The sequence below is a fragment of the Enterococcus sp. DIV0421 genome (assembly GCF_051713745.1).
Lineage (GTDB): Bacteria > Bacillota > Bacilli > Lactobacillales > Enterococcaceae > Enterococcus_D > Enterococcus_D casseliflavus.
In genome coordinates this window covers 906,387-924,203 of record NZ_JBIOQM010000001.1, presented here as the reverse complement: position 1 = coordinate 924,203, position 17,817 = coordinate 906,387, and the positions used below count along the sequence as shown (strand labels likewise).

The 17,817-nt window shown below is 44.4% G+C and carries 15 protein-coding genes and 1 pseudogene; 10 read left to right on the top strand and 6 right to left on the bottom strand.

Annotated elements, in window-relative coordinates:
• Positions 1-7 precede the first annotated feature (7 nt).
• The 3 genes from aspS (at position 8) to IGI96_RS04350 (ending at position 4,881) form a co-directional block, all read left to right on the top strand.
• Entirely contained in the window at positions 8-1,783 is a 1,776-nt protein-coding gene (gene aspS / locus IGI96_RS04360; RefSeq protein ID WP_086337869.1) for an aspartate--tRNA ligase, read from the top strand.
• A gap of 155 nt (positions 1,784-1,938) precedes the next feature.
• A complete protein-coding gene (locus IGI96_RS04355) occupies positions 1,939-2,814 on the top strand; it encodes a YitT family protein (RefSeq protein ID WP_010750004.1) in 876 nt (291 codons plus the stop codon).
• A 198-nt stretch (positions 2,815-3,012) separates the two neighbouring features.
• Entirely contained in the window at positions 3,013-4,881 is a 1,869-nt protein-coding gene (locus IGI96_RS04350) for an acyltransferase family protein (protein ID WP_074934116.1), read from the top strand.
• A gap of 77 nt (positions 4,882-4,958) precedes the next feature.
• Here the strand turns inward: IGI96_RS04350 and dhaL are convergent, their stop codons facing one another.
• The 4 genes from dhaL to IGI96_RS04330 form a co-directional block, all read right to left on the bottom strand.
• Positions 4,959-5,564, bottom strand: a complete 606-nt coding sequence (gene dhaL / locus IGI96_RS04345; protein WP_005228156.1) for a dihydroxyacetone kinase subunit DhaL — start codon at positions 5,562-5,564, stop codon at positions 4,959-4,961.
• Positions 5,565-5,578: 14 nt separating this feature from the next.
• Positions 5,579-6,562, bottom strand: a complete 984-nt coding sequence (gene dhaK, locus IGI96_RS04340; RefSeq protein ID WP_005228158.1) for a dihydroxyacetone kinase subunit DhaK — start codon at positions 6,560-6,562, stop codon at positions 5,579-5,581.
• A complete protein-coding gene (dhaM, locus tag IGI96_RS04335) occupies positions 6,559-6,963 on the bottom strand; it encodes a dihydroxyacetone kinase phosphoryl donor subunit DhaM (RefSeq protein ID WP_005228160.1) in 405 nt (134 codons plus the stop codon). Before dhaM ends, dhaK begins: the two co-directional genes overlap by 4 nt.
• A 199-nt stretch (positions 6,964-7,162) precedes the next feature.
• A complete protein-coding gene (locus IGI96_RS04330) occupies positions 7,163-9,487 on the bottom strand; it encodes an HAD-IC family P-type ATPase (RefSeq protein WP_438784839.1) in 2,325 nt (774 codons plus the stop codon).
• 259 nt (positions 9,488-9,746) lie between these two features.
• Here IGI96_RS04330 and queG point away from each other — a divergent pair, with 259 nt between their 5' ends.
• Positions 9,747-10,922: a tRNA epoxyqueuosine(34) reductase QueG gene (gene queG, locus IGI96_RS04325; RefSeq protein ID WP_005228165.1), complete on the top strand. Its 1,176-nt coding sequence runs from the start codon at positions 9,747-9,749 to the stop codon at positions 10,920-10,922.
• A 39-nt stretch (positions 10,923-10,961) separates the two neighbouring features.
• Here the strand turns inward: queG and IGI96_RS04320 are convergent, their stop codons facing one another.
• On the bottom strand, positions 10,962-11,318 hold the full coding sequence (locus tag IGI96_RS04320) for a hypothetical protein (RefSeq protein ID WP_005228172.1): 357 nt from the start codon (positions 11,316-11,318) through the stop codon (positions 10,962-10,964).
• Between the two features lie 165 nt (positions 11,319-11,483).
• On the opposite strand from IGI96_RS04320, the gene IGI96_RS04315 reads away from it, so the two are divergent.
• The 6 genes and pseudogenes from IGI96_RS04315 to IGI96_RS04290 all read left to right on the top strand — a co-directional run bounded on the left by IGI96_RS04315 (position 11,484) and on the right by IGI96_RS04290 (position 16,876).
• Entirely contained in the window at positions 11,484-12,359 is an 876-nt protein-coding gene (locus IGI96_RS04315; protein ID WP_060791488.1) for an SPFH domain-containing protein, read from the top strand.
• Between the two features lie 3 nt (positions 12,360-12,362).
• Positions 12,363-12,860: pseudogene (locus IGI96_RS04310) on the top strand (LURP-one-related/scramblase family protein).
• Positions 12,861-12,879: 19 nt separating this feature from the next.
• Positions 12,880-13,752 (top strand): fructokinase ScrK, encoded by an 873-nt coding sequence (scrK, locus tag IGI96_RS04305; RefSeq protein ID WP_086337870.1) that lies wholly within the window; start codon positions 12,880-12,882, stop codon positions 13,750-13,752.
• A gap of 99 nt (positions 13,753-13,851) precedes the next feature.
• Positions 13,852-14,601 (top strand): alpha/beta fold hydrolase, encoded by a 750-nt coding sequence (locus IGI96_RS04300; RefSeq protein ID WP_015510359.1) that lies wholly within the window; start codon positions 13,852-13,854, stop codon positions 14,599-14,601.
• Between the two features lie 107 nt (positions 14,602-14,708).
• Complete coding sequence (trhO, locus tag IGI96_RS04295; RefSeq protein WP_016621858.1) at positions 14,709-15,671, top strand: oxygen-dependent tRNA uridine(34) hydroxylase TrhO; 963 nt, start codon at positions 14,709-14,711, stop codon at positions 15,669-15,671.
• A gap of 266 nt (positions 15,672-15,937) precedes the next feature.
• Positions 15,938-16,876 (top strand): 2-dehydropantoate 2-reductase, encoded by a 939-nt coding sequence (locus IGI96_RS04290; protein ID WP_086337871.1) that lies wholly within the window; start codon positions 15,938-15,940, stop codon positions 16,874-16,876.
• Positions 16,877-17,035: 159 nt separating this feature from the next.
• Here the strand turns inward: IGI96_RS04290 and IGI96_RS04285 are convergent, their stop codons facing one another.
• A complete protein-coding gene (locus tag IGI96_RS04285) occupies positions 17,036-17,785 on the bottom strand; it encodes a MurR/RpiR family transcriptional regulator (protein WP_008380325.1) in 750 nt (249 codons plus the stop codon).
• Between the last annotated feature and the right edge of the window lie 32 nt (positions 17,786-17,817).

Below are 17,817 nucleotides of genomic sequence, written 5' to 3'. Positions count from 1 at the left end.
AAAAAGAATGACAAAACGTACAGTATATTGCGGGTTAGTAAATGAGACCCATTTAAACCAGACAGTGACTCTAAAAGGCTGGGTGCAAAAGCGCCGTGACTTAGGGGGCGTGATCTTTATTGACTTGCGCGACCGAGAAGGGATCGTGCAAATCGTCTTCAATCCTGAGGTTTCGAAAGAAGCCTGGGAAATCGCGGACAAATGCCGCAGTGAATATGTGTTAGAAGTAACAGGTCAAGTCATCAATCGTGCACCAGAAGCCATCAATCCGAAAATGGTGACAGGTGCCTATGAAGTGATGATCAGCGAAATCACGATTTTAAACACTGCAAAAACACCAGCCTTCTTGATTGAAGATGATCAAACCGTTGGCGATGAGATTCGCATGAAATACCGTTATTTAGACTTGCGTCGTCCAAAAATGACGAACAACATCGTGATGCGGGCGAAAACGACGCAAGCGATCCGCAATTTCTTAGATACGAACGACTTCTTGGATATCGAAACACCTTATCTAGGAAAATCAACACCAGAGGGTGCGCGGGATTATTTGGTTCCTTCACGGATCTATCCAGGTCATTTCTATGCGTTGCCGCAATCACCACAAATTTTTAAACAGTTATTGATGGGTGCTGGCTTCGATCGCTACTATCAAATCGTACGTTGCTTCCGTGACGAAGATTTGCGGGGCGACCGTCAACCAGAATTTACCCAAGTCGATATCGAAACCTCTTTCTTGACGGCAGAAGAAATCCAAACCTATACGGAAGAGCTGTTGGCAAAAGTGATGCGAGAAGTCAAAGGCATCGAAGTTACCTTGCCATTCCCACGGATGACCTATGATGAGGCAATGGGACGCTACGGCAGTGACAAACCAGATACACGGTTTGACATGGAGCTTATCGACTTATCAGAAGTTGTGAAAGACGTTGATTTTAAAGTCTTCCAAATGGCTCTTGAAAAAGGCGGCGTTGTGAAAGTCTTGAACGCCAAAGGGGCTGCAGACAAATACTCCAGAAAAGACATGGACAATCTAGGTCATTACGCTGGCCAATTTGGTGCCAAAGGATTGGCATGGGTCAAAGTTGAAGAAGATGGATTGAAAGGACCGATCGCTAAATTCTTGACGGAAGCGACCGACGCGATCATTGCAGCAGCTAATGCGGAAGTTGGCGATATTCTGATGTTTGGTGCCGATTCTTTTGCGATCGTTTCAGCAACATTGGGGGCGATCCGTAATAAATTAGGAAAAGAATTAGGCTTGATCGACGAGAGCAAATTCAACTTCCTATGGGTCACTGATTGGCCGCAATTTGAATACGATGAAGAAGCAGGCCGCTACGTTTCTGCTCACCATCCATTCACATTGCCAAAAGAAAGCGATCTGCCGTTGTTAACGACAGACCCTTCAAAAGTCTATGCGCAAGCCTACGATATCGTGCTAAACGGTTACGAGCTAGGTGGCGGATCATTGCGTATCCATACACGGGAAGTGCAAGAGCATATGTTTGAAGCGCTAGGCTTCTCACGTCGCGAGATGCAAAATCAATTTGGCTTCTTATTGGATGCTTTGGATTATGGGTTCCCACCACATGGCGGCATCGCCCTTGGGTTAGACCGGTTAGTCATGCTCTTGGCTGGTGAAGAAAACATTCGCGAAGTCATTGCTTTCCCTAAAAATGGGAAAGCAGCTGATCCAATGTCTCAAGCGCCAAGTACCGTTTCGCCAATGCAATTGTTTGACTTGAACATCGATGTAACAACGGTTGAAGAAAACGAATAAGCGTTAAACCATGATGAAATGAGTGATGAAATAGAAATTGGTGAATGAATGAAAAAAGTTCATGAGAATTCACCCATTTCTTTCATTGCTCGTTTCTTTTTTTATGAGCTGAAGTATAATAAAGGCAAATCAAAAAAGTGAGGCTATGAAATGCAATGACTCCTCTGTTTAAATGGCTCCCTCATCCAGAATACGCCAACAAACTTTCGTTTTCGATCGTCTATGCGCTGCTGGCATCGATTGCGGTCAATTTCTTCTATCAACCAGGTAATATTTATTCCAGCGGCATTACCGGTGTCGCTCAGATCATCACCACGATCTCAAGAGAAGGGCTCGGGTTTTATATCCCCTTATCCCTTGCGCTTTTATTGTTGAATGTGCCATTATTTTTCCTGGGTTGGTTTAAGATCGGCCACAAGTTTACGATTTTTACTGGAATTACTGTTTTACTCACCTCCTTATTCGTGCAAATTTTACCCGAAGAAACCGTTACGACGGACCCGATGATCTGTGCGATTTTCGGTGGTGCCATCAATGGAGTGGGGATCGGCTATGCCTTGAAGAATGGTCTTTCTTCTGGAGGGCTGGATTTTGTCAGCATTGCCATCCGCAAACGGACAGGGAAGACGATCGGCTCAATATCGATTTTCTTTAACATTGTTATTTTGTTCGCCGCAGGGATCTTGTTTGGCTGGCAATATGCGTTGTATAGTGCGATCGCGATTTTTGTCAGTGGAAAAGTGACGGATGCGGTCTTTACGAAGCAAAAGAAAATGCAGGTGACGATCATCACCCGCAACCCAGAAGAAGTCATTCAAACGATCCAAAAACATATGCGGCGAGGGATTACCATCATCAATGAAGCCGAAGGGGCGTACAAGCATGACAAACAAACGGTTTTGCTGACGGTAGTGACACGCTTTGAACTGCCGATGCTGCGCAGTGCCATGAAAGAAGCTGATCCAAAAGCCTTTGTCAGTATTGCAGAAAATGTCCAGATTTTGGGTCGCTTTTATGAAGAAGAACTGTGAAAAAGGAGTTGAAAAAAGTATTTCTTTATAGAAGTACTTTTTTTTCGCCAAAAATTAATTTTTTTGAAATATAGCAGATGTTGCTAGCTTTATATGGGGGATTTCTGGTAAATTATGAGAGTATGGAATCAATAGCGTTCATGCTGAAATTGTTTTTTTATGAAACAATTGGATCAATTAGAGAAAAGTGGTTGAAAAATGAATAAACGTTTAAGCACAAGCCGCTATATTACCGGGTTTGACGGCATTCGAACCTTGGCAGTCATCGGCGTTATTTTATATCATTTACTACCTACTCATATGCGAGGCGGGTATTTAGGAGTTCCAGTATTCTTTGTCGTATCAGGTTATTTAATCACTGACTTGCTGAGGCAAGAGTGGGATCAAAACGGCAAAATCAAAGTCAAAGATTTTTATGTTCGGCGGATGAAACGGCTCTATCCAGGAATGGTGGTGATGCTGCTTATCTCAGCAGCGTATATCACTTTGTTCCAGCGAAACCTGCTGAATAATTTGCGCGGGGTTTTTGTTAGCTCGCTGCTGTATTACAACAACTGGTGGCAGATCAATCATGGGTTATCCTATTTTGATCGGTTCGGCAATGAATCCCCCTTTACCCATCTGTGGTCACTGGCTGTGGAGGGACAGAACTATCTGATTTGGCCTTTAGTGTTTATTTTGTTGATGAAAATCGGCAAGCAGAGGCATCGCGCCTTTAAATTTACTGCCGCAGTCACGATTTTATCGGCAGTTCTGTTAGCGGTCCTTTACACACCAGGCGCCGATCCGACACGGGTCTATTATGGAACAGATACGCGACTCTTTTCGATCTGGATGGGGAGTGCCTTAGCATTCATTTGGCCAAGTACCCACTTGAAGAAAGAGATACCGCAAAAAGCCAAACGGGTCTTAAATATCTCTGGTTTTGCTTCCTTGGCTGGTCTGATCGCAGCGTTCTTTTTCTTAGATGATCATTTGACCTTTGTCTATTATGGCGGCATGTTCTTGATCAGTATCCTATGCACGATTCTTGTGGCAGTCACCGCTCATCCCGGAGCCAGTTTGAATCGGGTATTGAGTAATCCGATTTTCAGTTATATCGGCAAGCGCAGTTATGGGATCTATTTGTATCAATTTCCAGTGATGATATTTTACGAAGCAAAAGTGGGAAATATCGGTGAGAACGTGCTGATGCACACGTTAGTGGAACTATTCTTGATCTTGTTTATCAGTGAATTGTCCTATCGGTTTATCGAAAACCCAATGCGTAAATTCCAGTACAAAGATACATTCAGAACGGTCCGCGGTTGGTTCAGTAAACCAATTTTTAGTTGGAAAAAACCGTGGTTAGTGCCCAGCTTACTCATTACCCTCGTTGCTTTGTTTGGCGTCGTGACTGCACCGACGAATTATGTCGATGCCCAACAGCAGCAGTTGAAAGACAACATTGCGGCCAATAAAAAAGCGGCTGAGCAATCGCAAAAGAATGCGAATGCTGAAGGCAATGAAGCAGACGATGAGGCGAACACGAGTGAAGATGAAAAAAATATCATGGAAAAATATGATCTAACAGCAGCCCAAGTGAAAAAAGCGGAATCTCTTGAAATCACGGCTTTTGGTGATTCTGTGATGCTGGATGCAACGGCTGACTTGAAAGAAGTCTTTACCCAAGCGGTAGTTGATGGGGATGTTGGGCGCCAGCTGTATGCGAGCCCTGAATTGATCAAAGACTTGAAAGAAAAAAATCTTTTGCGGGATACCGTCCTTGTGGGGCTTGGAACGAATGGTTCCTTTACAGAAGCCCAATTTGATAGCTTTATGAATGAGATCGGTGATCGCAAAGTCTACTGGATCAATGTGCGGGTGCCGACACAGCGTTGGCAAAATGAAGTCAATCGGATGTTGGAGCGCATGGCGGAAAAATACGACAATATGACCTTGATCGATTGGTATGATTTGAGTAATGACCAAGAGTCATGGTTCTATGAAGATCGGGTCCATCCAAATCCAGATGGCATGGATCAATACGTGAAGCTAGTTGCCCAAACGATTTTACAAGAGGAATAAGCAAGAAAAAGACAAACCTTACGCAATCATAAGGTTTGTCTTTTGTCTTAAACGGTGCTTTGAAAGAGCATCGTTTTTTAATCTTTTTCTATCACCGTTAACAGTGAGTCAAACAAAATCGCACTAGAAGCTGATCCGGGATCGATATGACCGATGGCACGTTCACCAACATAAGAGGCACGGCCTTTTTTAGCAACAAGTTCTTTGGTATGTTCTTTCGCTGCTTCGATCGTGTCCTTGGTCAAATCCCCTTTTTTCAAGGCTTCTGCGACAGGTTGCCAGACATCGACCATCGTTTTGTCTTCAAACTCAGCTTTTCCCCGCATTTTGATGCCGGTCAAGCCTTCTTCAACGATCGTACCTAATTGTTCAAAGGAGTCGATTGTTTCTAGTTCCTTCGTTGCTTTGGTCATATTCATAAACGCCGAACCATAAAGGGGACCCGAAGCGCCGCCGACTTTTGAGATCATTGCCATTGAGAAGACTTTAAAGGTATCACTGATCGTCGTTGGCTGTTGTTTGGCATAGGCTTCTTGATAAGCAGCTACGCCGCGTGCCATATTGTTGCCATGGTCCCCGTCGCCGATCGGTGTATCTAAATCGCTTAAATAGGCCTTGTTTGCTTCGATTTCTTTCGTGAAGGTATCTAACCATGCTTGCACCGTTTCTGTTGTCAATTGCATCTCTATTCGCTCCTTTACCAGGCTATTGTTGTGACGTCTTCATTTAACGCATCGGTGTGATCCGTTTCGCTGAAATCGATCATGGTCAGTGAAAGTCCCTGCATATCGATGGAAGTCATGAAATTGCCGACTTTATGGAAGGAGACAGGGATGTCTTTTTCTGCGAGTAATTTCGCGACATCATTGGCAAAAACGAACAACTCCATTTGCGGCGTACCACCCATACCGTTGATCAAGACACCGACTTTTTCTGGGGTCTTTTCATAATCCGCTAAGATTTTTTCCACCAACTCTTGTGCTAGTTCACGTGAGGGTTTCAGTTTTTCTCGACGGTAACCAGGTTCGCCGTGGATGCCCACGCCATACTCGATCTCATCATCGGCTAAGTCAAAACCTGGTTTCCCAACTTCAGGAACTGTTGCCGCTTTTAATGCGACCCCAATGGTTTTGATCGATGCAACCAAGGCATCGCCCAATGTTTTTAATTCGCTTAAGCTGGCACCATTACGAGCAGCTGCGCCTAAAATCTTGTGGACTAAGACCGTACCGGCAACTCCTCGTTTGCCAGCAGTATAGGTGCTATTTTCAACAGCGATATCATCATCCACGACCACGATCTCCGTCGTGATCTCTTCCATTTCTGCCATATCTTTGGCCATCTCAAAGTTCAAGATATCGCCAGTATAGTTTTTGACGATCAGCAAGACGCCTTGTCCTTGATCAGAATCTTGGATAGCCGTCAAAATCTGGTCGGGGGTCGGGGAGGTGAAGACATCGCCTAAAACGGCGGCGCTAAGCATCCCATCACCGACAAAGCCAGCATGGGCCGGCTCATGTCCACTCCCACCGCCAGAAACAAGACCGACTTGTTCTTTTTGATTATTTTTAGCGATCACCCGTGAGTCGGCGACTTGATGGACCAGTTCAGGATAACTGCCTACGATACCGGCCAACATTTCTTCTACGATCATTGAGGGATCATTAATGATTTTTTTCATGCTTCATGCCATCCTTTCTCGGCTGCTTTTTTTGCTTCTGCAACGATTTGCGCCAAATCATCACTGAAACCAGCGGTGATCGCTGCAGCAAATGCACCTTCCACCAGCGGCGCGTCGATCAGGTGATAGCGTTCTTGTTGCTGAGGTTCCAGCATGTCGTATGCAAGTTCGGCATTCAAAACGGCACTGCCTAGATCGGCAAAGACTAAGATCAGTTCAGCGTCTGCGGATTCGTTGACGGCATCCACGATTTTCGTGGCGTCAGAACCCAGCTCTCCTTCTGCTGTCCCGCCTAAAGAATAGATCGTGACTGACTCGCCATCAGCCATTTCTTCGATCATCTGTTTTAATCCTTCGGTGAGTTGCTGACTGTGAGAAACGAGTAAAATACTTTTTTTCATCCAATTTCACCAACACTTTCTGATTAAATTTGGCTGTTTGACAAGGGGGTTGCCTTTTCCAAAGAAACACCGTCCTTGTTGAAACCGCCTACAGGTTCAGTATACCAAATTTCTTTCTTCTTGTATGGTTGCACCTATGGAGAGGACAAAAAAACAGCATCGTCTTTCTGGATAAAGAAAGACGATGCGGCAGAATTGGTTAGGATTGTTTAACAAGCATTTTGGCTGAAAAGCGCTTCGTTAGGAAAGAAAGCCCCACGTACAGGCAGATGTTCAATGCCATCATGCCAAGGAAGTAAGGCAATGTTACGGCGGTCAAGAAACCGACTTCCAGCAATCCGTGGAAAAGCATTGCTGCGACATAGATCCCCACGGTAGTGGTAATCGCTAAGAACAATCGCAATGGATTTAATGGCAAGCAAGCGCGAATCACAGCGATACAGCTGATCCCGATCAACAAATAGTACAACAAGGTCGTCGTATCAAATTGCGACCAACCGTAGTCGGTTTGTAAAAAGCGGATCGCAAAGTAATTGACTAACACCAACAAGGCATTTGGCAACGCATTGAGCAAGACTGTCGGCAAGTAACGACCTTTGATCGGTGCTTTGTTTTCTTCAAAGGAAAGGAAGAAAGATGGATAACCTTCAATTGCTAAGTCGATCAATGTGATTTGGATCGGCAAGAACGGAAAGGCGCTGGATGTCAGGATACAAACCAAAGAGAGCAAGAAGCTGTAAATCGTCTTGATAAAGAAGATTCCCGACGCTTTGGTCACGTTATTGACGACGCGGCGTCCTTCAAATAAAACATCTGGCAACGTAGTAAAGTCAGAATCCAATAAGACAAAGTTAGCGATTTGACGAGCCGCACTGTCGCCAGCAGCCATTGCAATGCTGACGTCGGCTTCCCGTAGTGCCAACACATCGTTGACGCCATCACCCGTCATGGCAACGGTCCGTTGATTGGCTTTTAATTCTTGAACGAGTAGTTTCTTTTGTTCAGGAGTCACACGACCAAAGACCGTATAGCGTGTCGCAGCTTCTCGGACTTCTGCTTCGGTCGTTAAGGTAGAAAGATCGATGGCTTGATCGGCATTCGCAAGACCTGCACGATGGGCGATCGCAGCGACAGCTATTGGATTATCGCCAGAGATCACCTTTAGATCGATGCCTTGATCGGCTAAGTAAGCCAAGGTTTCTTCAGCGTTTTGGCGGATGATATCAGATAAAATCAAGATAGCCACCGCTTGTGCATTGGTTGGGTCAAAGGATGCTGGCGCTTTTGGATCGGTCTCTACGGCTAAAATCAACACCCGCAGACCTGCTTCTTGCGCTTCTTTGACTTGCGGCAAGGCAGCAGAGCCAGCGACTTTTTCAGGTGCGCCAAGATAGACATTTCCTAGATGTTCAAAAGCTACAGCACCCCATTTGCGCTGTGAAGAAAAGGCAGCGACTTCGATCGGCTGATGATCCGTTAGCTCAGGGCAGCCTTGACGCAATGCTTGCATCGTCAAATTGTTATCTGTGCTGGCTGCCAAATAATTCCCTAAGAGCATGTTAGGGTCGCTGCCAGCTTGGAGAGGAACGATCGATTCGAGAACCATATGGCCTTCCGTCAACGTCCCCGTCTTATCCAGACAAAGGGTATCGACATGCGCCAAGGTTTCAACGGCATACATGTCTTGGACCAAAATCCGTTTTTTGGCCAATTTAATGACACCTGTCGTCAAGGCGATACTGATCAGCAGGACAAGTCCTTTTGGTAACATTCCTAATAAGGCAGCGGCAGAAACGACGACGGATTCCTTGATCCCAGCATCTCGCATCATAAAGGCTTGGAAGAACAAAATCACCCCTAAAGGAACGATCACATAGCTAGTGAATTTGGATACACTACGGATCGAAGCAAGCAGCTCAGAGCGGATCGGTTTGTGGACCTTCGCCTCATTGCTTAGTTTCGCTGCGTAGTTTTCTGCACCGACATGAATGACTTTTCCTGTCACTTCACCGCTGACGATGAAACTTCCTGAGAGTAAGGAAGCACCTGCTTCTTTGACAACCAGATCGGCTTCACCAGTCAGCATCGCTTCATTGACTTCGACTAGTCCAGAAAGCACCGTCATATCAGCGGGGATTTGGTCCCCAGCACCAAGAATGACTGAGTCTTCTAAGACCAATTCTTTGGCTGAAATCTCATGGGTTTGACCATCTCGAATCACTCGTACCGTTTGCGGTGAAACAAGTGAGAGTTTTTTTACTAAATTACGTGCGTGCAATTCTTGGCTGATCCCAATGGTGATATTCACAAAAATAATCGCGAAGTAGAACATGTTGGAATAGGCGCCTACGGCAAATAAAAAAACGCCAATCAATAGGTTGAGAAAATTGAATAACGTCAGTAAATTGTCCTTGATGATCGCAGCAGTTGATTTACTGGTTTTTGTTTCATAATCATTGTGCAGCCCCTCTTGGGTTTTCTTGGCGACTTCTGCTGCAGTCAAGCCGGTGGGTAATTGAGTCATAAGCATCTCCATTTCATTTGTTCATTTCTTTCTGATTCCTTTATCTAGTCTAGCATTCGAAAAATTCAATGCAATCGTTGCGAGGAAAATAATGATAAAATTAATTAAAATCTTAAACAATCAACACGTGTTCTTTTAAAGAAAGAAAAAAACTGGGGGAACAAACCGCACCATCGACTTTTTTCTGGTGCTTACGTATAATAGGGGAAGAGAAAAAGCCGAGAAGCAGATGCTTAGCGGACAAAAGAGGGTAGCGAGCATGTCTTTAAAAGAAAAAATTATTGCAGAAAGCAAGCGGCTTGGCATCGACAAGATCGGGTTTGCTTCAGCGGAGCCGTTTTTGGCATTGGAGCCTTCCTTGCGGGAACAAAAAGCCAAAGGCCATACCTCTGGTTTTGAGCATCCCGTGATCGAAGAGCGTATCTATCCTGAACGGACATTTGAAAATCCGCAAACGATCATTGCGATCGCTTTAGCTTATCCGACAAAAATCAAAGAGAAAGTCCCGCGGGATGAAAAACGTGGCATGTTTGCCCGTGCCTCGTGGGGCATCGATTACCATGATATTTTGCGAGAACGGTTGGATCGCTTGATCGCCTTTATCAAAGAACAAGCGCAAACGATGGAAGAACAAGTCGAATGGCGTTTCGCACCGCAAGTCGATACAGGGGAATTGGTGGATGTGGCGGCAGCGCAGCGGGCGGGTCTTGGCTTTATCGGTCGTAATGGCTTGCTGATCACAGAAGAATTTGGTTCGTTTGTTTATCTCGGGGAGATCGTCACCAATATCTCTCTTGAACCAGATGAAGAAGTCCCGTTTGGTTGTGGGGATTGCATGCGTTGTGTGACGGCTTGCCCCACTAAAGCGTTATTGGGCGATGGTCGGATGAATGCCCAGCGTTGTTTGTCCTATCAAACCCAGACGAAGGGCATGATGCCAGAAGAGTACCGCAAAAAGATGCATAACGTGATTTACGGTTGCGATATTTGTCAGTTGGTCTGCCCTTATAATCGGGGGAAGGACTTCCATTTTCATCAAGAGATGGAGCCTGAAGTCGATACCGTTTATCCAAAACTGCAACCGATGTTATCTTTATCAAACAAAGCCTTCAAAGAACAATTTGGCCATCTATCTGGCTCTTGGCGGGGGAAAAAACCGCTGCAGCGTAATGCCATCATCGCCTTAGCCAATGTGGGAGACCGCAGTGCCTTGCCAGCGATTTGGCGCTGTGCGACAGAAGACGTGCGGCCAGTGATTCGAGGAACGGCTTATTGGGCCATTGGACAGTTGGGCGTCAAAGAACCAGAGATGTGGTTAGAGCGACTGCAACGGTGTGCAGAGTTAGAACCCGAAGAAGAAGCACAGCAAGAATTGCAACCTGCTATCGAACGATTGCAAGCGGTCATTACCAAAAAGCAGGAAAAAGAGCTATAAAAAAAGCAAAACGTGCCTGTGGCCGTTTTGCTTTTTTGTTTAATCTAGTACGTCATCACTTTCAACGATTTCTTCTGAATCCAGTTCAAAATCAGGTGCTGGATGCACACGCTCAGGCAGCTCCATTTCTAACTCGCCTTCTTCGGTGTATTGGTTGTCGGTATCGGCAACGTCAACTAAAATTTCTTCAGGAAGCTCTTGTTCCAACCGATAGCCTTCTGCATGACGTGCATCGAGTAATTCCAAAAGATGTTGCCACTCGTCTTTCGAGATCACTACAACGTCAATGCCATCTTTGTTTTGTACCTCTACAACAGAGGATAGATCGGTGCCGACCGTTTTAATGATCGATTCCAACGACCATTTACTCGTTTCTAAGTCAATTTTTTGTGCCATAAGAATTACCCCTTTTTTGAGAAAAATTTTGTCCTACCTTAATTGTAACGGGAAAGTTGCAGAAAACAAAATAGCTTGATTGGGAATCGTCCCTGATATGCGCAAGAACATTTGCACAGCGGCTTTAACCAAGGTAAGATAAGAGCAAGAAGGGAAGGAATAAAAATGACAGAAAAACAGACATTTCATGTGAATGGGTATTTAGCACTGGTTGTGCTGATCGGGTTATTAGTTGGCGGCGGTTATTTGTTTTATCATGGGTTCGTAAATGAGAGCGTTCTCGAAATCGTTCTCAGCATTCTTTTATGGATCGTTTCGTTTCTTTTCCTTAGTTCGTTAACGATCGTACAGCCCAACCAAGCCAAAGCGATCCTCTTTTTTGGGCAGTACTTAGGAACCATTAAAGACAACGGCTTGTTCGTGACAACCCCATTAACCCAAAAAATCAATGTTTCATTGAAAGTCCGCAACTTTAACAGTTCGCTGTTGAAGGTCAATGATTCAGATGGAAACCCGATCGAGATCTCGGCGGTGGTGGTTTTTAAAGTCGTAGATACGGCAAAAGCATTGTTTGATGTCGATTATTACCAAGATTTCATTGAGATCCAAAGTGAAACAGCGATTCGTCATATTGCGACGCAATACCCCTATGACACGTTCAATGACGATGATCTGACGTTGCGAGGCAATACAAGTGAAGTCTCGGAGGAGCTGGCAAAAGAATTGCAAGAACGATTGGCTGTTGCTGGGGTCGAAGTCTTGGAGACTCGCTTAAACCATTTGGCGTATGCGACTGAGATCGCTAGTGCGATGCTGCAGCGCCAACAAGCTAAAGCAATTTTATCAGCACGGCAAATCATTGTTGAAGGGGCCGTCTCCATGACACAAATGGCGTTAGAACAAATCGAAGACGGACAGGACATCAATTTCACAGATGACCGCAAAGTCCAACTGATCAATAATTTATTGGTGTCGATCATTACCGATAAAGGCACGCAGCCGGTGATCAATACGGGCGATGTCAAAGAGAAAGGAGTGTAGCATTTGAAGAAACTTTACATCAAACAGAAGGTTTTCAGCATCGGTGAAAAATTTACCGTCACTGATGATTTACAAAACCCTCGCTATTATGTCGAAGGCAGTTTTTTTAAGATCCCGAAAAGTTTTACGATCTTCAATGAGCAGCAGCGACCGATTGCGGAGATCACCAAAAAAGTGTTCAGTTTATTACCGAAATTTTTTGTGGAAGTCCACGGCCAAGAAGCGATCGTTTTAGAAAAACATTTCACATTTTTTTAAGCCCGCTATTCCATCAGTGCAGAAGGCATCGATGTGGACGGCAATTGGTGGGATATGGATTTTGTGGTCAACCGCAACGGCAAACGGATCGCAGAGATCCACAAAAAATGGATCTCTTGGGGGGATACCTATGAAGTTGTGATCTATGAAGAAGATCTAGATGACCTGATCATTGCATTAGTGGTAGCCATCGATCGCGTCAAAGCAGATGATGCCGCAGCGTCAAGTTCAGCAAGTAGTTAGAAAAAAAGGAGCGATGTGCATGTTATACGGTTCGATTGAAGCAGGCGGCACAAAATTTGTGTGTGCCATTGGCGATGAAGAAATGACGATCAAGGAAAGAGTGAGCTTTCCGACAACGACACCTGAGGAAACAATGCCTTTAGTCATTGATTTCTTCAAACAATACCAAGCAGATTTAGCAGGGATTGGGATTGGCTCATTTGGGCCCATCGATATCCATCGCGATTCTGCCACTTATGGGTACATTACCTCGACCCCGAAATTGGCATGGCAAAATTTTGATTTCATCGGTACCATGAAAAAAGAATTTCCGATCCCGATTTCTTGGACAACAGATGTCAATGCGGCTGCCTATGGTGAGTATGTCTTCGGCAGTGGCAAAGGATTGAGCAGTGTCGTTTACTACACGATCGGTACAGGTGTTGGTGGCGGTGCCTTACAAGAAGGGCGCTTTATCGAAGGGTTTAGTCATCCAGAAATGGGGCATATGCTGGTCGTCCCTCATCCAGAAGATGACTTTGCTGGCAGCTGTCCATTTCATGGCAACTGTTTAGAAGGGATGGCCGCTGGACCCGCCATCGAAAAACGCTTAGGGAAAAAAGGGCAAGAGGTTGCAGAAGATGATCCTTATTGGGAAATTGAAGCCTCCTATATTGCTCAATGTGCCTACAATACAACCTTGATGTTTTCTCCAGATGTGATCATTTTTGGCGGTGGTGTGATGAAACAACGCCATATGCTGCAAAACGTCCACGACGCATTTGCAAAATTGGTCAATGGCTATGTCGAAACACCTGAGTTAAGCAAATATATCGTGACCCCAGCATTGGAAGACAACGCTGGAACCCTCGGTTGTTTGGCATTGGCTCGAGAAGCGGTCTTACATTCATAAATAAAAAAAAGATCATACTCTTCGGGTATGATCTTTTTTTGCAGCGTATCAGTGGCGCTTTTGGCGACTTTTTGTATACTTAAGCTGAGGTGGAAAAGAATGAAATTAGCTGTTCGAAAAAGAAAAATCGGGAATATTCCGGTCTTAGAAGTCGTACCAGAAGAAATGATTTATGAGCCGCTGCCATTGATTATTTACTATCATGGCTGGCAGACGAGTAAAGAATTAGTGTTGACACAAGGCAGAAAGTTAGCTAGAGAAGGTTTTCGGGTGGTCTTGCCAGATGCAGCCAATCATGGGGAGCGCAAGACCCAGCTATCGGAGATTCCTTCTTTAACTTTTTGGCAAAGTATCCAAACCAATCTATTTGAGTTTTCTTACTTAGTCGATTTTTTTGAAAACCTTGGTTTGGTCAACGGTCAGATCGCAGTTGGCGGAGTCTCCATGGGAGGGATGACCACGTGCGGTTTATTGTGCCAGCATCCAGAAATTACAGCGGCAGCTTGTATCATGGGTTCTCCTTCCATGTTGAAATACCGTGACCGCATCCAAATGCACGCTGGCGCTGCTGGGTTCTTTGTACCCGAGGATTATGGTCAGCTTTTAAGCTGGATGGATGCTTACGACCTGTCTTCTCAACCAGAGAAATTAGGACAGCGTCCTCTTTTGTTTTGGCATGGTACCCAAGACGAGAAAATTCCTTATGGTGATGTGGAAGCCTTTGTGGCAGAAAATCCAGAAGCAAATTTGCAGTTTATCTCGCGAGAAGAACGCCATCTGGTTCGTGGAGAAACGATGGATCAAGTCACAGCTTTTTTCGTGGCAGAGCTCAATAAAACCAATCCATGACACTGTTTGCGCAAGGAAAAAGATTGTGTGAAAAGGTACAAGCATAAAACTCGTTTTTTGTCACGTGATAACCTATACTGTAGGGTGCAAAAAAAGGAGGAATTGGTTTGACATACCGCGTTTTATTATTTTATAAATACACAACAATTGAAGATCCGGAAAGCTTCGCCAAGGAGCATTTAGCATTTGGAAAAGAAATTGGCATCAAGGGCCGTATTTTAGTAGCCAACGAAGGGATCAATGGCACACTTTCTGGAACGGTTGAAGCAACGGATCGCTATATGGAAAAAATGGAAGCTGATCCCCGTTTTAAAGGGATTTTTTATAAGATTGACGAAGTAGAAGAACATGCGTTTAAAAAGCTATTCGTTCGTCCGCGCAAAGAATTGGTTTCATTGAACCTTGAAGACGACATCGATCCATTAGAAATGACTGGAAAATATTTAGATCCTAAAGCGTTCAAAGAAGCGTTGTTAGATGAAGATACCGTGGTGATCGATGCCCGTAACGATTATGAATATGACTTAGGCCATTTCCGGGGAGCCGTTCGTCCCGATATCCGCAGCTTCCGTGAGTTGCCGCAATGGATCATCGATAATAAAGAAAAATTTATGGATAAAAAAGTCGTTACTTATTGTACTGGTGGTATCCGTTGTGAAAAATTCTCAGGCTGGTTGCTGCGCGAAGGCTTTGATGATGTGGCCCAACTCCATGGCGGTATCTTTGCTTATGGGAATGACCCAGAAGTTCAAGGCGAGCTTTGGGATGGGAAAATGTACGTCTTTGATGAACGCATCAGTGTGGAAATCAATCATGTAGATAAAAAAGTCATCGGCCGCGACTGGTTTGATGGGACACCTTGCGAGCGCTATGTAAACTGTGCCAACCCAGAATGCAATCGCCAATTCTTAACTTCTGAGGAAAATCAGGCTGCCCATTTAGGTGCCTGCAGCTATGATTGTGCCATCCACGAACACAACCGTTACGTGGAGCAACATGGGATCACAGAAACAGAAAAAGCTGAACGGTTAAAAAACTTTGCAACAAAAAATGAAACAGTCACTGCCTAGACTGACAACTGTTTCACAGGAAATGAAGGATTAAAAGAGTCGCACGTGAGTCCGAAAACTGGCTTAGCTTGGTCAGTTTTTCCACCTTCCGTGCGGCTTTTTTGAATGGACAGAATTGGAAACGATTGTTTTTTAATTATCTGAAAAATCTAACTATTCCAATTGTTCTTTTTTCTTTCCTATCGAGAAAAAACGCAAGGCTCTCGCATATTTCACGATTTTAGAGTAAACTATACCTAATTGTGGAAGAGGAAAGAGGAATTCAGATGAAAATTGTTATTGCTGGTGCAGGTGCTATGGGCAGCCGTTTTGCTATTATGCTAAAAAGAGGCGGAAATGACGTCACGTTAATCGACGGCTGGCCTGCGCATATCGAAGCGATCCGTGAACACGGATTACGAGCGAACTTAAACGGTGAAGAGATCGCAGTCCCTTTTTCGATCTATTCGCAAAATGAGATCCCAACGACTGTACAAGCAGACTTGATCCTGGTCTTTACTAAAGCGATGCAACTGGATCAAATGATGCAAACGATCAAACCGATGATCGGAGAGCAAACGAAAGTCTTATGCTTATTAAACGGGATCGGTCATGAGGACACGATTGAAAAATATGTCAGCACGGATAAAATCTTTTTAGGAAATACCATTTGGACGGCGGACTTGATTGGTCCTGGTAATGTTCGCTTGTTTGGGGCTGGTTCTGTAGAACTGCAAAACATCGAACCGGGGAAAGAAGAAGATGCCCGTCAATTGGCGGCAGTCTTGGCTGATGCTGGGTTGAATGCGTCTTATTCTGAGAACATCCGTTACTCCATCTATCGCAAAGCCTGTGTCAACGGCACCCTAAATGGCTTGTGTTCGATTTTAAATGTGAATATTGCCCAATTCGGACAAACCTCAACGGCGCGTGCGATGGTCCAAACGATCGTGGAAGAATTTGCGGCAGTTGCTGCCCGTGAATCTGTTGAACTGGATGTATCCGAAGTAGTCCACCATATTGAAGAAACCTATGATCCAGAAGGCATCGGAATGCACTATCCATCCATGTATCAAGATTTGATCAATAATCATCGCAAAACCGAGATCGATTATATCAATGGCGCAATCTCGCGAAAAGGCCGCAAGTACCAAGTGCCAACGCCTTATTGCGACTTTTTGACTCAAATGATCCATGCTAAGGAAGATATTTTAGCAGCAGAATAACACTTCTGCGAAGGTAATAACTCGTAAAATCGCTAGCAGTCAGTAGCGATATCAAGAGACTGCATCCAAATCATTCAGCAAAAAAGTCTTTTCGCTCACTCATAGAAGAAACACTATGAGGGCGAAAAGACTTTTTTTATTGATTTCGAGTGAGTCTGCTTATTTTTTCTTGATGCGTATCGCATAAGAATCCAGCAAGATTCGAGCAATGACCGATAAGGGCAGTCGTGAGCGGACTTCATAATCAGGGAAAAAGGAAATTTCTGATTTGAAGCCAATCAAAGAAAGCTCGACTAATTCCAGCAAGCGGCTTTCTTTTGAGGCGGTGATCAAAAGCGATCCGATTTCTTTATCGTAACAATTTTGAGCCGCAATGACTAATTCTTCGGTCTCCCCATTTAACGAAACAAAAATCACGGTATCTTCTTTGCGTAAACGCTTACTGATCGTAGTGATAATATTGGGATCAGTGTACAACTCACAATATTTATCCACCAGCTGAAATTTTGTTTTCATTTCTTCCCCAATCAATTCTGAAAAGCCCCGTGCAAAAATAACGATTCGTTTCGCGTTGTATATTTTTTGGATCGCATCTTCAATAGTGCCCGTATCCAGCATATTTAAGGTACGAATGACTTCTTGTTCATTTTTAATAATGGAGCGACGGATCTCTTCATCCACCATTTCCACGTTTGAAAAATTCAAGGTCATATTCGATTGCTCTTTTAAATGATGTTTAAAAGAGGTGTAGCCCTCATAGCCCTTTTTCTTCATGGTTCGGACGATCGTTGTCGTTGAAACATTTGCCAGTTCACTTAGTTTGATAATCGAAAGGCTCGGAATTTCTGAAAGGTTTTGCGTAATGTAATTCCATAAAAATAGTTCTGCTTCACTTAATTTGTTGTCCATCTTGCCACCTCTTATCGCTATTTTAGTGTGAT

Coding starts and splice junctions, on each gene's coding strand:
- aspS (WP_086337869.1), top strand. CDS start 8: ATGACAAAACGTACAGTATATTGCGGGTTAGTAAATGAGACCCATTTA.
- IGI96_RS04355 (WP_010750004.1), top strand. CDS start 1,939: ATGACTCCTCTGTTTAAATGGCTCCCTCATCCAGAATACGCCAACAAA.
- IGI96_RS04350 (WP_074934116.1), top strand. CDS start 3,013: ATGAATAAACGTTTAAGCACAAGCCGCTATATTACCGGGTTTGACGGC.
- dhaL (WP_005228156.1), bottom strand. CDS start 5,564: ATGCAATTGACAACAGAAACGGTGCAAGCATGGTTAGATACCTTCACG.
- dhaK (WP_005228158.1), bottom strand. CDS start 6,562: ATGAAAAAAATCATTAATGATCCCTCAATGATCGTAGAAGAAATGTTG.
- dhaM (WP_005228160.1), bottom strand. CDS start 6,963: ATGAAAAAAAGTATTTTACTCGTTTCTCACAGTCAGCAACTCACCGAA.
- IGI96_RS04330 (WP_438784839.1), bottom strand. CDS start 9,487: ATGACTCAATTACCCACCGGCTTGACTGCAGCAGAAGTCGCCAAGAAA.
- queG (WP_005228165.1), top strand. CDS start 9,747: ATGTCTTTAAAAGAAAAAATTATTGCAGAAAGCAAGCGGCTTGGCATC.
- IGI96_RS04320 (WP_005228172.1), bottom strand. CDS start 11,318: ATGGCACAAAAAATTGACTTAGAAACGAGTAAATGGTCGTTGGAATCG.
- IGI96_RS04315 (WP_060791488.1), top strand. CDS start 11,484: ATGACAGAAAAACAGACATTTCATGTGAATGGGTATTTAGCACTGGTT.
- scrK (WP_086337870.1), top strand. CDS start 12,880: ATGTTATACGGTTCGATTGAAGCAGGCGGCACAAAATTTGTGTGTGCC.
- IGI96_RS04300 (WP_015510359.1), top strand. CDS start 13,852: ATGAAATTAGCTGTTCGAAAAAGAAAAATCGGGAATATTCCGGTCTTA.
- IGI96_RS04290 (WP_086337871.1), top strand. CDS start 15,938: ATGAAAATTGTTATTGCTGGTGCAGGTGCTATGGGCAGCCGTTTTGCT.
- IGI96_RS04285 (WP_008380325.1), bottom strand. CDS start 17,785: ATGGACAACAAATTAAGTGAAGCAGAACTATTTTTATGGAATTACATT.